At 39.8% G+C, this 14,578-nt stretch carries 11 protein-coding genes; all 11 read right to left on the reverse strand.

Features of this window, described 5'->3' with window-relative positions; genetic code table 11:
* Positions 1 to 21: 21 nt before the first annotated feature.
* Positions 22 to 1,416, reverse strand: a complete 1,395-nt coding sequence (locus ACWA2B_RS05500; protein ID WP_069010968.1) for a hypothetical protein — start codon at positions 1,414 to 1,416, stop codon at positions 22 to 24.
* A 21-nt stretch (positions 1,417 to 1,437) separates the two neighbouring features.
* Complete coding sequence (locus tag ACWA2B_RS05505) at positions 1,438 to 3,462, reverse strand: DUF4163 domain-containing protein (RefSeq protein ID WP_449291774.1); 2,025 nt, start codon at positions 3,460 to 3,462, stop codon at positions 1,438 to 1,440.
* Between the two features lie 17 nt (positions 3,463 to 3,479).
* On the reverse strand, positions 3,480 to 4,481 hold the full coding sequence (locus ACWA2B_RS05510) for a hypothetical protein (protein WP_449291775.1): 1,002 nt from the start codon (positions 4,479 to 4,481) through the stop codon (positions 3,480 to 3,482).
* A gap of 155 nt (positions 4,482 to 4,636) precedes the next feature.
* Positions 4,637 to 5,791, reverse strand: coding sequence for a hypothetical protein (locus tag ACWA2B_RS05515; protein ID WP_238437831.1), 1,155 nt, complete (start codon positions 5,789 to 5,791; stop codon positions 4,637 to 4,639).
* 59 nt (positions 5,792 to 5,850) lie between these two features.
* Positions 5,851 to 7,041, reverse strand: a complete 1,191-nt coding sequence (locus ACWA2B_RS05520; RefSeq protein WP_449291776.1) for a hypothetical protein — start codon at positions 7,039 to 7,041, stop codon at positions 5,851 to 5,853.
* Positions 7,042 to 7,065: 24 nt separating this feature from the next.
* Positions 7,066 to 8,451 (reverse strand): NADase-type glycan-binding domain-containing protein, encoded by a 1,386-nt coding sequence (locus ACWA2B_RS05525; RefSeq protein WP_449291777.1) that lies wholly within the window; start codon positions 8,449 to 8,451, stop codon positions 7,066 to 7,068.
* A gap of 59 nt (positions 8,452 to 8,510) precedes the next feature.
* The gene (locus tag ACWA2B_RS05530) at positions 8,511 to 9,962 is read right to left on the reverse strand and encodes an NADase-type glycan-binding domain-containing protein (RefSeq protein WP_069010974.1); all 1,452 of its coding nucleotides are present in this window, start codon (positions 9,960 to 9,962) and stop codon (positions 8,511 to 8,513) included.
* A gap of 133 nt (positions 9,963 to 10,095) precedes the next feature.
* Complete coding sequence (locus tag ACWA2B_RS05535; RefSeq protein ID WP_449291778.1) at positions 10,096 to 12,858, reverse strand: NlpC/P60 family protein; 2,763 nt, start codon at positions 12,856 to 12,858, stop codon at positions 10,096 to 10,098.
* Positions 12,859 to 12,909: 51 nt separating this feature from the next.
* The gene (locus tag ACWA2B_RS05540; protein WP_029518643.1) at positions 12,910 to 13,287 is read right to left on the reverse strand and encodes a DUF4280 domain-containing protein; all 378 of its coding nucleotides are present in this window, start codon (positions 13,285 to 13,287) and stop codon (positions 12,910 to 12,912) included.
* Positions 13,288 to 13,289: 2 nt separating this feature from the next.
* Entirely contained in the window at positions 13,290 to 13,814 is a 525-nt protein-coding gene (locus ACWA2B_RS05545) for a hypothetical protein (protein WP_165145931.1), read from the reverse strand.
* Positions 13,798 to 14,403: a hypothetical protein gene (locus ACWA2B_RS05550; protein WP_029518645.1), complete on the reverse strand. Its 606-nt coding sequence runs from the start codon at positions 14,401 to 14,403 to the stop codon at positions 13,798 to 13,800. Before ACWA2B_RS05550 ends, ACWA2B_RS05545 begins: the two co-directional genes overlap by 17 nt.
* Positions 14,404 to 14,578: the final 175 nt, after the last annotated feature.

Consider the following 14,578-nt stretch of genomic DNA (forward strand, 5'->3'; position numbering starts at 1 on the left):
CCCTTCTCTTGGTAGTTTTATTTACTGCGTCTTTATCTTTTCTCCAGTCATTTTAATGTTACCATCCATTTCTACCAGACTCGTTTTACATTTTAAACCGATAGCATCCTTCGCGGTGACCTGAATTGTGTTCCCCGCATTGAATACCAAATTTCCATCAGCCTTAACACGGATGTCCTTTTTACTCCGCAATTCGATGCCATGGTCATCCAGCAGTCGAATCACCACTTCATCGTCGTTCCCCGTGATTAAAATTTCATTTTTCTCAAATATAATGGCTTTGCGGTACTTGGTCATAAAGATTTTCGTCGATGGGTCCTTAATAAAGTCACCGCCTTTGGATCTCTTTCGGATCGAGTGGGTCACAATAGCGTCTTTTTCTTTAGAGGTCGGAAAGTAGATATCTACAAAATCAAACAGCTCCGGCATGCAGTACCATCCCGTATTCCCTTCCGATGTATAAAATGTAGCCGTTGGAAAAGCGAAGGTTTCCTTGACGTTAGGCTTGACCTTATCCATTTCATAAAAGAAAACCTTCACATGATCCTGCTCGATTCCAATGACCTTGGATTTCAATGACATGCCCCGAATGTCCTCATTTACAATCAAATCCTGTTTCATTCCATCCGCTGTAGTCAGCACATATTCATGCCACAAAGCACTATGTCGTATAAACGCAACAGACTGCAGGACGTATAAAGCTTTCCCTTTAAATTTAACCTCCGCCCCAATTTGCAGCAGGACATCTCTAGCCCCTGTCGTTTGTACTTTATAATATAGAAGGTTGTCATCCTTGCTGGCTCCTGGTTTGGTTTTTCTCGTCATGGAGTAGTTATACTGCCTGAGCTCAGGCTGATTGACGCCATCCGGCAATCCAAAATAAAACTGAGGTTTTTCACCAATCGGATCAGGTATCAGTCCCCAACCGAGCCGAGACGCTATACGTTTCAGAAACGACCAGTCTGTTTCGTCGAATTGCATCGTAAATTCCTGTAAAAGTTGATCCTTCAACCGGCTCGTACAATTGGCTTTGGGATAGGATTTGAGCACGTGTTCAAGCAATGCTTGCAGCTTCATCTTTACATTTTGAAAAGATTGTCTATGAGGTATTTCATCCATCTGGCATGTATAAGATAGAGCTTCGACAACCAAATGAGCTACATTGGATACCATCTTGATTCTGAACTGCGTGACTAGCCCTCGAAATAGCACACTCTGTTTATGATCGTCATTCATATAAGAAACAACTAACTTCGCCCCTGCTTCCATATGATCTGTATATTCTTCCATTTGAGCATCCGTTAATACACCTGTCAAAACGACCTTCACATGCTCATTCATTTTCTGTACAACTTTAACTTTTGGATTTTTAAGAGATAAAACCGTTCCATTATACTTGATGATTGGATATCCCATGTTACCGCTCCCTTTTGTCGGTTAGTTTACGTTTATCCGTTGTTTGCTTACGTATTGAATGACATCTTTAATGGTTTGATTATGTCCCTGATCGTTAAGAGCCTCATCTAATGCAGAGAGAGTGGTAAAGGTTTTATTTTTTTTCTGAAAATAAATGTCCGCTATAGGGAACTGGTCAACTCTACCAGGTCCATGAATCCCGTTGTCAACTTTGGCAATAATGATAACATCCTTCAATCCATCCTTATTCACATCCTTGAAGGCCACTGCTTCTACTCCTCCGTAACGTGCAACCCACTCACGGTTCCCGTAGAAATCGGGGAATGGATACAGCATATGTCCTTGGCCATCCAATAGGAAGAAAAAGAATTTACGAAAACCTTCCGAATACCCATATGTGGATACAAACCGCACTTTCCCAAAGCCTTCGAAAGTAGTTTGAAAAGACTGCGACTCTTCAATTTCATATTGGTCGGTATTCAACTTTTCACCGCCAACTGTGGAAATAGACTGATCCTCAACAGAACTTAGCTCACTCCATAGTTCCTCATTCTGCCTGATATTCTCTGGAATTTGTGTCAAACGAATTTCATACTCCGCATGATCCCCTACCACATGTGCCATAGGCACACTCATCCCCAATGAATCATTTGTGAAATAACTAAACGATTCCATTTCTACTTCCGCAAGCGAACCTTTGGTTACATCCGCATTTGCTAACAATTGAATCAAATCATCTTTTGTGAAATCACCAATTAACCCTTGTTGCTCCGGCTGAACAGCTGTAATCTTTCCGCTTTTTATAAGCTCAATAAAAGGTTTCTCGACTTTTATCAGATCTCTCAATCTTATTCTTGAAACCTGCTTCATATCCAGGTTCGTGGTATAAAACATATGAGTAGGATAGGCTGCGTCCTTCATATAATGAATACCCGTATATTGTACACTCAAGAATCGTTCACTTTGTCGTTTGATCTCATAATCAATTTCGACATGGACTCCGGCATTGGAATCTGCATATTTTTGTAATCCTTCTAAAGCATCAGCCTTAAGAATTTGGTTTAAAGATTTCTGCTTTGCAATATTCTTGAGTTTTGTAATTTGAGGGTATTTAATCACGATCCCATTTTTTGAATATTCCTCTTGAATGAGTTCATAGCTTTGCCGTTCACTATAAGCGTTCAAGGCGGTGCTATATTCGGAATCAATACGGACTTCTCCACTTTTGGAGAACTCAATAATAAGGTTTTGTTCAGAATCATCACTGTCTATTAAGAAACCATCGCCGTGGTCTAAAACTCCGATACTCATGCTATCATGTTGTCGATTCTCTAAAATAAACTCATCTGTATCCTCGTTCAATTCCCACGCATCCGGAAGCTTTATCTTATCTGTTACTATTTCTTTCTGTGTCCATTTTTCCCCGGAGAATTCCCACAACGCAACAAATACGGGATCTGGATGATATATTGAAACATATCCCCCTAACAACAGCTGTATTCCCTTGTCTGAATCCCGAACCACGAAGTCTGTAGTCAATTCTGGCCCGCCATCCTCAATCATCTGAGCATGTACAAGTTGCTTCGTACTCCACCACTGAATAAATGTGTATTTATCTCCGATCGTACCTGTCACCGTTTTAGGTGCTCTATAATTCATAACCCTAACGTTGAGCTGCCCGCTTTTTAACGGAAACGATTTTGTTAAGATAGTGAGATTATTATCGAACTTTTCTACTAATTCTTCATCCTTCATCTCTACACTTCCAGGCTCATTTAACAACGAATTAAGTTCCTGTGTGAACTCCTCAAGCTTGTTTTGTCTGGTATCAGAATCCTTATTTTCATCGTTGACTATATGAAGTTTTTTCACTAACGTGTCCAGCTTTTTCGAATAGGAAATCGTTTTATCTTCATTTTGGAGAGAAAGTGCATGATTTGTTTTAGTTGCAGGAGAATTTTGTTCCTTCATGCATCCATTCAGCGCTACACAGGAAATGAGTAGTAATAGGACGCAAGAAGCTCGCCCGTACTTCAAGTAATTCATGCTGGATATCACGCTTTCTACGATTTATCGTTCATCTCTATACCCATAATCTTCCATTTATCTGACTGTTTTTCTAACGTAAACGTAATTTCCTTTTTCGCTCTTTCTTCTAATGAATCATCTTTTACCAAAAATATTTTTCGGTTATCATCGCTACTAACCTCATTAATACTCAGTTCTAACACCGGGTAAGATAAATATGCTAAACCGGATAAATCGATGGCATCCTCAAAATCATACGTTTGCCTTGCTGCCGGATCGGTGAGCTGGTCCATTTCAGGAAAAGGTAAATCAAACCACTTCATAAGATAATCAACTTCCAAGTAGTTCAATATCACAGCCTTAGGATCGCTTGGATATACAAACTGTGTACTTTTATTTTTATACAAAACCTCCTTTTTTCCAGGTCCTGTTCCATCATATTTTTGATAGACCACGATGGTATGCTCCTGAGTGTCACTAAACTCGTAATAATCGACACTTTCAAATACACCATCATGGTCGGTATCTTTTAACGTTCGAATTCCTTGTCCAGTAGCATTAGGAAAATCAGAATTTATACTCTTGATATGATTATTTTTCAAGGTGTATATGGAGAATCCCTCTGAATAAGCCCCTCCGTCGCCTATAGAGTATACAACGATAAATTTTTGGTCTGTTTGATCCAGCTTCATGATTTTCACATCTGTATTTAGATGCACAACTATAACCGGGTCCTCTAGTTTTTCAATGATGTGATAACCATCATCCTCCCGGACTACAAATATGTTGTAAATCTCCTCTTTTTCTAATCCAAAAGCAAGTACATATTCCGGCTTTCCATCATGGTCTAAATCTTCTTTTAATATCTTCTGAAGCTGCTCATTTGGGGGCTGGATTTTCTTTATAAACTGATCTAATGTGTTAGAATCTATGGCGTAATTTTCATTTCGTTTATTAATCGGATTCACAATATTGCTATTCCGATCTCGTTTTTGAGCAGCAGACTCTGGTTCAGTCACAGCTTTTTTCTCTATCATTTGAGTGCTAGGTTTGATGGGTTCAACTGCTTGCTGCTTCTCATTCGTAGGTTGTTCAGAACATCCATTCAATAGCAGACTAAATAACAATATTAAAAATAGTATTTTATTTTGTTTTATAAAGTTGATTTCAAAAAACTCCCTTTTCACATTGTTCATTGAACGTTTATACGTTGTTTGCTTACGTATTGAATGACATTTTGAAGTGTTCGGTTATGTCCAGTTTGATTGATACTCTTATCCAACTCAGGCAGGGTAGTGTACGTTTTGTCCTTTTTCTGAAAGTAAATTCCCGCGACAGGTAGAGTCTCTATTCCGTGTGCATTAACTCCGGTGATATAATCAGCAATAATAACAATATCTGTACGTCCATCCTGATTCAAGTCCTTAAAACTTACTGCTTTGATCCTGTCGATCATTCTACCTTTGTTACCATAAAATTCGGGGAATTCGTACAGGATCTTGTTTTCCACATTTTTGTCACTGTTAACTTCCAAAAAAAACTTTGCTTGAATCAGATCATTCGTATCCTCATCTTTTAAAGTGGATATAAACTTTACTTCTCCCCATCCATTAAGAGTGGTGGTAAATGATTGTTCCCTTTGAATAGTATATGGTTCTAGATCAGGGTCGGGCTGAGCATCCTCTTCTACATAATCAGCACTACGTTGCTGTTCTATGGATTTCTCCATATTATATTCTATGAAGATATTATTTACTTTTTCCGTTTCAGTATCCCACTGAATCCTCAAATGTAAGCCATTCTTGGAATAAAGCAGACTCCCATTTGTTACAATACTCGGTTTGCCATAGAGCTGTAGTACTTTGCCAAGGGTATCACCGATCTTCAAGCCTCTTTTTGTATTAAACTTGGGATTCTCCAAACTCACGGCTACTAAATAGCTTTCACCATCCACCAGTTCCTCCCCTTCAAGTTCAATCTTAGATAAAACTACAAATCTTATTTCTGGCTCCTCATAGTTAGGATAGGACAGACTCCATCTTCTATATGTTCCATTCCCACTATTATATCCTCTATTGTTAGCTTCAAATCCTTCACTGTAACCCCACTTATGGATAAGTTCTTTAATATCCGTATTCTTATCAATCTTATGTGATCGATATGAGACCTCAAAGTCGTCGTCCTGAAGGGACTCCGGATCGGCAGAAGCAATATTCTGGGCTTTTTCGACTTTTTCACTTCGATAGTTCCATGTGCTCTCGTCTTTGACGCTAACTGTTTTCTCACTTTTATAATTATTGATACTTGTAGAACCGCACGCAGTTACTCCAAAAATCATTATAAGCATTATAATGCAATAACCGTAACTTGGTTTGTACACTTCTTTTCCTCATTTCGAATTGTGATTTATCTTTCACCGACGATACTCCACTCATTCGTATCATTTTTTCTGCTATCGTTACCATTTTGGGTAGGTTTAAATTTAAAATTAGGAAGCTTAATACCTTCGGATGCAGCAATTTTCTGAGTTACACTTTTATCAAGACTCAACAAATATTGTTCATAGTTAGAAGCTTCATTCCCACTAAAGGTATTGTATATTTTCCGCACACTCTCACCCCAACGGTTATCGCTAGCGTATATGCCACATTCAACTCGCTTAGATTTCATTCTAAGAATCGGCGTGAACCAATTACAGTATTGGAAAACATCTCCTTTGCCTGTAATACCACTCAATTTATTGTTTTTTACTACTGCTTGCCTAAATTCCTGACCATAATATATATATCCTAATATTTTCCCGAATATCAGGCTATTGGCTTTCATCAAATCTTTGGCATAATTAGTTTCAGCACCATGCTCACCATCAGCCGCCCTATTTGTACTACTAGTGTTAAAACTTCCAGTTCCTTCTTGAACAATAATTGCTAACAAAAAACGGGGATCAATCTGAATATCATATGTTTCTTGTATCTTCTTTGTAGCTTCCCATAAACCATGCAACTTTTCCTGATTCCATTTCATTTTGGTGAAATTTAATGAGCGTCTTTTGAATGTTTTTTCAGCTTCAGAACTACCGTTATACTGGAATTCAGCAGGTATCCATTTTCCAGCCGGAGTCTTTACGTTCGTTTTTGTAGGTTCATCTTTCGATTCGGTGGTAACGGGTACTTCTGGTGGTGCTTTAGTACTCATATCAATCAGACCTAGCTTCTCGCGTATAGCTCGTCCCGCCTTCTCGGCAGCCAGCTTTTCCCTGATATCTCCACTTGCCTCCGCAGTCATCCAACGAACGGTTTCTTTTTGCATTTGCTCTTGAGCCCACTTGGGGAATGTGGCCATTTCGCGTAATTTGCTTCGAAGTCCTTCTGCCAGTTTTTGCGCTTTACGCATACCTACCTCGTCACCATTGACTTGAGCAATATACCAATCTTCTTTGTATTTACGCATCCAGGTCTGGGCCCAGTCTGGGTAGCTTAGTTTTTGTTTTTTCTGTTCTGCTGCAAGATCAAATGCCTGTGCTTTCCTGTGTGCATTAGCAGTTGTTAAAGCTCTCAACATAGGGGTTGCACCAAACGTTGGCTCTTTCCATTTCATATGTCTTCTCCTTTGTTAGAAATGCTAGAAGAATCGTATCTCCGACATACAGGTATCGTGATATTTAGTTCCTCGCTCTACGGCCTCAATCGTTATTTTCACGAAAGAGGTATGAATGGGGTTATCAAGAAATTCGTTTCTTATAAAATCATTATCTATCACCCTGGTCTGCCCGTTTGAAAACTCCAGTTTCATTCGTTTAACTCTATTATTTGCTTGGAAGGCTTTGGATGACTTGGCTAAACCATTAAAAAGTTCAAACCCCTTCAGTTCTTGCATAGAGCCGAAATCAATTTTGATCCACTCCCCGATCCCGTCTCCTTTAACTCCTTCACACCAGGCTGTACTCGCATCTCCGTCCATGATGTTTTGGGCAGCATAGGAATTTCCTGCTTGGTCTGGAAGTGTAGAAGAGGCAATGATTTTCCGTGCCGGGATACTTTTTCGATATTTCATTAAATCCGTTGTTGTTTGTATCCATTGTGTAGGGGACACGTTATAGCCTATCCTGTGAAATAGATTGGAGTATTTTATAGGCAAACCTGTTTGGATGTTTCGTTGTTGCATTTCACCCTTCGAATTCACATAAGCAACCCTGTGGTTATCTAAAGTTAAAACAGGGTTCTCAGAGAATTCTGCCAACATCCTCTTCTTTCCGTCATCTAAATTCAACATGTACCACTTTTCGTCATCATAGGAACGGTAAACTATCTTATTATTATAAAGCCACTGATAAACCTGCATTGCCTTGGTCACTGTGATTCGTTGAACCTCTTTATTCGCCATCAGATCAAAAATATATAGAGTACCATTATCTTCAATACATAATTTTGAACTATTAGGAGAAAACACACTATATCCAATAGATTCTTCCGAACCAGTATAGTTGGAAATAGATAGTTTTTGAGTGACTCGTCCCTGAATATTGTATTGAAAAAAATCTCCATTATTGGTGTACACACATTTACTTAAATCCGGTGATATTACGACGTATTCCCTATCAGGTATATTAAATTCATACAACTTTTTAAATGTGGATAAGTCATAAATAAAAATGGCACTGTAATCTATCATATGTGTATATCTGCTCAGTGCTATAGTCTTGCCGTCACTAGAAAATCGCATTATTTCCAGCTCACTTCTAGGGAAATCCTCTTTCTCACTTGCGTACAACCGATCAATAATATCAGTTGTATCAATAAACGTATTGCCTGTAGGATCATCCATATCAACGAGATAGTCCACAGGCATGTTTTCATTTTCCGCTTCAAAGAGCAACCAATTTACAGCCCTTTTTGTTGGAGGAGGTTTCTTGGACTGAGAGACAGAAGCATAAGTTTCATTCCGCTCCTGTCCTACTTTTTGCCCCTCATTCGATTGTATACACCCGCATAGCATGGAAAAGATCATGACCAATAACGTAATTTTACTTATCCATACTGCAGTTTTTTTCCGTTTTCTACTGTTCATCACAATAACTTCAGCTCACCTATACATGTATTTGGGAAGTCCGCGCCTTTTTTCACTTCCAGGATGGTAATCTTAACGAAAGAAGTCCGTATAGGTTCATCAAATTTGAAACGTGCCCCACTGCCCTCAAACACTTCAGATTGCCCATTCGAGAAATCAAGTTTCATTTTTTTGATTTTACTTACGTCTAAATACTTATTATTAACCCACATGAAGTTATCGGTTATATCTATACCTCTCATCTCTTGAGTTGAACCCAAATCTATAGTTACCGTTTCCCCTACTCCGCCCCCCTTGGTTCCTTCACACCAAGAGGTTGAATAATTTCCATCCGTTAAATTGTCCACATTAAAAGAACGAATACCCTGATCAGGTAGCGTAGAAGAGGCAGTAATTCTTTTCACTTTAACCTTGTTGCTATACTTCATATAATTGGTTTTTGCTTCGATCCACTGTATTGGAGCCGTGCGTATTCCTTGGTTTTTAGTAAAAGAGGATATATCCTCCTTTCTTCCATCGCTCAGATGAACCAGATACATTTTTGATGCTTCGTATTCTGCGGACAGCGCCAATTTTTGATCAGGGGATAGTATAAATGGTGCCGTACTTTTAGTTATCCACCTTTTTTCTCCGCTCTCTATATCAAATGAATAGACATCTTTTGTGTAATTGTCGTCCTCTTCAGAAATTGTATAAATTAATTTATCTTCTTGATCCCATTGCAAAAGCGAAACCATAGACCCTGTAAGTAAACGTTTTACTCCACTAATACCGGACAGATTCAGCATAATGATGCCTGGTTGGTCATTTTCCTCAAAACAGAATCTAGTGCCATCTGGAGAAAATAATCCTGAACTAATGATACCTAAATCTATTTTACGTTTCCCAATGTCTATTTTTGTCGTTTTCCTCTTTACTGCATCATATAAATACACTTGCCCATTCAACTCATAAAGATATTTACTTAAATCAGGAGAGACTACAGGGTAAGACGTTGAAGGCAGTTCAAACTCGGACTCTTTTTTTCCTGAGTTCAGATCATATACCTCAAGAATGTGTTTTTCGCCCCCTTCTTCCACATCAGAGATTGTCCTTACGATCGCCATTCGACTTCCATCATTTGATACTCTACTGACAGTTACTTGGGAGCCGCGATATTTTATTCGCTCTTCTTTAGTTTGCATCGCATCTACCAAGTCATCGATTCGTATATAGGTCTTCCCTGTAGGATCATCTAAATTGGTCAAAAATTGAGTCGGATATGGGTCTTCTTCTCCATTTAAAAGCCACCGTGCTTCTTTTTCAGTAACATTTCTATTATCTTGTGTGACCCTGTGTGATGATATTTCTTGGGGGTGAGGAGACGAGAAAGCTTCCTCTCCTTTAAACCCACTACATGCCGATATAATGGCTACAAAAGTAACAATCAATATGATTTTTATAAAATTCACTTTCTTACCACTCCCTATTCCGTTCTCAATAAAGCCTACCTAGCTAAACGGGGCAGCACTATTTTCTCCTGAGAATACCTTGGAATCAAATATTATTATGATGTTTTAAGCTACTACTTATTTTCTTATTTTCTTATTTGTTAATTATTGAGCCATCATCTTGTATAATACGTCTAATTGCGATAACGTTTGAATATATAAGACCATAACCTTTTCCCCAATTTGTGTTTAATTTATCTATTGTTACATTATGAGATGGCTTGAGGTCCTTTTTCATTTCAGCAAGAGTTTGTGCATTACCATGCTCGTGAATGAACTTTCCATCTCCCACATATATTCCTACATGATCTACTTTGAATTTGGTTTTCCCCCCACTCCCCCAATCAAATAAGATTAAATCACCTAACTTCAAATTTTTATAATCCCCACTGGATCGTAAAGCTTTGTAGTCAACCTCTGTTCCCCGATGGATTTGATCGCTTGTAGTACCGCCTATACGCACATTTAATATGGTAAAGTACACCGAGGAACTAAAATCAGAACAGTCCATATAAATAGGTGGATTGTTGGGGTCCAGCTTCATCGTTGTAATTTTAGTATCCATACAGTAAGGAATCTTGCCTAAAAACTTCTTAGCGAATTCTACAATTGCTTTCCTTTTCTCATCAGCAGAACTGTTGGATGGTGTAGGCTTCGGTTCCTCCTTCGCTGGCTTTTCAGGAGTAGTCGGCGGCTTCTTGCCCGGTTCCGTTTTCGTTGTTGTCGTTGCTGGAACTGTTGGCGTTGCAGCCTTATTAACCTTAGGCCATGGAAGAATGCCATTGGCTACTTGATGCAGGTACACTGCGAGCACATCACGACCATATCCCTTATTTTCCAGGCCGTATTTTTTCGCAAAATCATGCAAAGCGGCGTTGAGCTCCTTATCCCAATCGCCTGTAGTTGGTAGCTTGTACGAGAAGCTGTCTGGATACTTCTTGGCAAGCTTGTTCAAATTATCTCTGGCAAGCAGGCTGTTCACGCCATACTTACTACGCAGGGCAGCCGCTTCCTTAGCAATAGCCCTTTGATCGGCGATGGTCAGCTTATGGGCCGCATCTGCGTATTGTCCGGACAGCTCCTCCAGCCGATTCGCATCCAGATAGGATTTGGCTGAATGACCACGAATCAGCTCGTTGATTAGCACGTTGTCACGCAGTTGGTTCGCGAGAAGATGTATCTGCTTTTGCTTGGCTTTGTCGTTGGCTCCATGCGCTTCCCACCACTGGGACGTGTATTCATGCATTTGCGCTCTGGCCCAGGCAGGCATACGATCTATTTCTGCCACCTGCTGACGCAATTGCTTGGCCTTGGCCGCTGCTTCCTTGGCCCCCTTTTTGTCCCCGGCTGCCACGGCTTTGTAGTAGTCCGTTTTAAATTGAAGCAGCAAATTCTGCACCCATTGCGGATACCCTTTTCCCTTCAATTCTTGAATCAGGGATTTATAAGCTTTCAGTTCGGCATCAGGTACCTGATTTTTCATGAACTTACTAGCCTTGATATGAAGTGCTCCATCGGTTCGGATATAGCTAGTTTTGCACGTCAGAGATATTTCGCGAGTAGCGGTCATCTGTACCTTTTTGCCATGCAGCACTAGGTCTGTATCGGCGTGAAAGGTGAGATCGTGATGGCTGTACACATGAATACCAGATGCAGGGTTTAAGCGTACCAGTATCTTGTCTTTCTGGGTGGAGAGGGCTAATTCCTTATCATCGAATCTCGCCACTTTTTGTGTTTTGGTATGAAATAGCTTTCTTGACGGTTGACTGATTTCATCTCCTTTGTAGTCTCTCTTACGCAGGGATTGAACTACACGAGCCTCCTTTTCTTTGTTAGATGGAAAATACAAATGGACATGATCCCCCAGCTCAGGCATGCAATGCCAACCGATCCCATCTCCGGTATACATAGTGGGGTAAGAAAACCAGCACCCTTCAACTTTGGACTGCATGGAATCCACGGACAGATGAAGTTTAACGGATTCGTTTTCACTATTTAAATCAATAACTTTCCCTTCAATAGAGGTACCTTTAATAAACTGATTATGTATGACCTCCCTCGGAATACCCTCTTCAGGAACGAGAACATAGTCATATGTCATAATACCTTGCTTCATCTCTGCATGAATTTGATCAATAACCCAATGCTTTCGTCGAAACACGACGACATCTCCAAGTTCAAAACGCTTCGTATCCTCCACTTCAGCATATGTATACCGGGGGCCTGACTTTGTTTTTTGGAGGGAAAAGTTAATGCTGCGCAGTTCACCTTTCACCTGTTCTTTTGAGGCACCTAACCATAGTCTCGGGAACACGGACGTAATCTCGGCAATCAGTCCAGTTTGTAGATGAGAAGCCATTCTTTTCAGAAACTCCCAGTCACTCTCCCCATACTGAATAGTAAAGCCATCTAACTTTTGATTGCTGTCCGTCAGGTCAATAAAATCCCCATGTGGATAGGCATCTATGAGTTCGCGGAATAGTTGATAATATGTCAATTTGCCGTTTTGAAACGAACGGTTTTTCCTTTGTTGATCCATCAGATATGTAAAAGAGGCAGCCTCGATGTACATGTGATATACGCCATTTTTGAATGCAATTCTAATATTGGTGACGATTCCTTTAAAGATGCTAACTGTCCCTCGGTCTTCATCCATCTCATATACCTCTAGCACATCCTCATCATGTGCTAAACCGTCATACTTCGCATGGTCCTCATCCGGTATGAGAGCAGTAATGTACACCTTGCCGTGCTCATTTATCTTCTGTGTCAATTCAAAATCAAGCAGCCTGATAATCTCATACGGTGCATTTACTTTAATATTTCCATAAGTCAGCACAGTTCCTGCCAGTCCCATCTTACTCCCCCCGGTTGCTTTTCATGTGATGCAAATCCTACAATCTGTTAACTATTCCTGCCCGTCTGTGGTGAACGAGATTTTTCCACACCACATGCATAAGTTCGTGGAGCAGCTCATCAGAGCCGGAGATTGATCTACGTATACATCCTTTTTTCCATTCAACCAAGGCATAGAAACGCTCGGTTTGCAGGACTGCGGAATGATTTTCCCGGAATTCCCTTTGTTAGCAGAAGAGACTGCAGGATTATGCATACTACGACACATTCCGAAAGAAGGGATATGCGTCTGCGGGTGAAAATCCTGAATATTCCCTTGTAGTTTGTCACCAATACTAATTCCCCTGTTAGCTGAAACACTAAATCTTCCTGTATGACTTCCATAGCTGCAATGTATCTGTGCCCCATCCACTACATAGCTCTCACTCATTCTTAGACTCTCCTTTGTATAGATGGCCCCTCTGTATCGACCTTTTGTAATTTCAAGCCTGCCAGATTGAACTTCAAAATACATTCAGCCACATCGAGGTCTACAATGATATGATGATTGGCACCCTGAACCCTGAATATTTTATGATTCTCGACTGCATATTCATCTAAAATGATTTTCTTCAGTGTACCGTCCCTATGATATTCACTGCGTGGTGATAAACACATCAGGCTAGGCGGATTTGCCAGCCAATACCTTGTTTGCTGCATTCGCTGCATATCGGCAAAAACAACTAACTTCCAGCTTAATCCGGCTTGATATATATCAAAGATTTCCTTTAGTTGTTCCGAAACGATGGGTAACGGATGCTCTATAAAATCAATATAGTCCGCATCACCTGATACATAAAATTGTAAAATAGATTCTTCATCGGCACATGATGAGCTTTCTGCCCATTCCAATAACTGCCGGCGATTCGTCCCTACTGGATACATATACTCCGTAATACGATTATCCTGTTGAATCATGTAGTACTCCATAAGCTCTTGAATACACCACCTCACTGATTCCTTTATACTCCCCTATTCTTACTTCCAAATCGTCCTCACATTTCAAGGCCTTGAATTCAGGTAAATGTACAACCTGCTGAATAGCATCTTTCGCTAATTTCAGAATATATTGATGAAATTCCCCTGCAGCCTGGAGTACAAATCGCTCCACATCAGGCTGAAAAATCTTGTTCATATAAGGTTTTCGAAGCTGATTCAATTCATCCTCCAATTCTGCTAAAAAGCTGAATGCCCAGCCTGCATCATAGATTCCATAACAAGGTTGAGGATCAAAGAACCAATTTTTATCATAGGCTTCGACGACATAGTTATAGTTGCGATCCACCAGATACGTGCGCCTCATAGAATAAGTAATGTATCCGATCCTTGTCTTGGCCACTTCTGAAGAATGGGCTTGCAGGCAGATCGATTGAAAGGATTGAATAAAAGAAGAGATGAGCTCATCTTTTCTTTGTTCATACAAAGACGCTGCCTGATGTAATTTCTGGTTCAATACATCTTCTGCATAGGTCTTAAGGAAGTGTTCTAGGGCTTCTTGTCTATTCATAATTCCACCTCTGAACCTATTATATAGAATATTTACATGATATTACTGGTTCTATCCTCCTATTTTATTACACAATTTTCATATCATGAGATTACATATGAATTTATGAAAATAGAATGAAAATAATCATATATTTTCGTGAATGTGTAATAATACAAACAAAAACCTTCCCAGA

This window comes from Paenibacillus sp. CMM36, assembly GCF_053570945.1.

What these genes read in the sequence shown, in the direction of transcription:
- ACWA2B_RS05520 (WP_449291776.1), bottom strand. Translation starts at nt 7,041, where the DNA reads ATGAAATGGAAAGAGCCAACGTTTGGTGCAACCCCTATGTTGAGAGCT.
- ACWA2B_RS05500 (WP_069010968.1), bottom strand. Translation starts at nt 1,416, where the DNA reads ATGGGATATCCAATCATCAAGTATAATGGAACGGTTTTATCTCTTAAA.
- ACWA2B_RS05510 (WP_449291775.1), bottom strand. Translation starts at nt 4,481, where the DNA reads ATGATAGAGAAAAAAGCTGTGACTGAACCAGAGTCTGCTGCTCAAAAA.
- ACWA2B_RS05505 (WP_449291774.1), bottom strand. Translation starts at nt 3,462, where the DNA reads ATGAATTACTTGAAGTACGGGCGAGCTTCTTGCGTCCTATTACTACTC.
- ACWA2B_RS05515 (WP_238437831.1), bottom strand. Translation starts at nt 5,791, where the DNA reads ATGCTTATAATGATTTTTGGAGTAACTGCGTGCGGTTCTACAAGTATC.
- ACWA2B_RS05550 (WP_029518645.1), bottom strand. Translation starts at nt 14,403, where the DNA reads ATGAATAGACAAGAAGCCCTAGAACACTTCCTTAAGACCTATGCAGAA.
- ACWA2B_RS05535 (WP_449291778.1), bottom strand. Translation starts at nt 12,858, where the DNA reads ATGGGACTGGCAGGAACTGTGCTGACTTATGGAAATATTAAAGTAAAT.
- ACWA2B_RS05525 (WP_449291777.1), bottom strand. Translation starts at nt 8,451, where the DNA reads ATGATCTTTTCCATGCTATGCGGGTGTATACAATCGAATGAGGGGCAA.
- ACWA2B_RS05540 (WP_029518643.1), bottom strand. Translation starts at nt 13,287, where the DNA reads ATGAGTGAGAGCTATGTAGTGGATGGGGCACAGATACATTGCAGCTAT.
- ACWA2B_RS05545 (WP_165145931.1), bottom strand. Translation starts at nt 13,814, where the DNA reads ATGATTCAACAGGATAATCGTATTACGGAGTATATGTATCCAGTAGGG.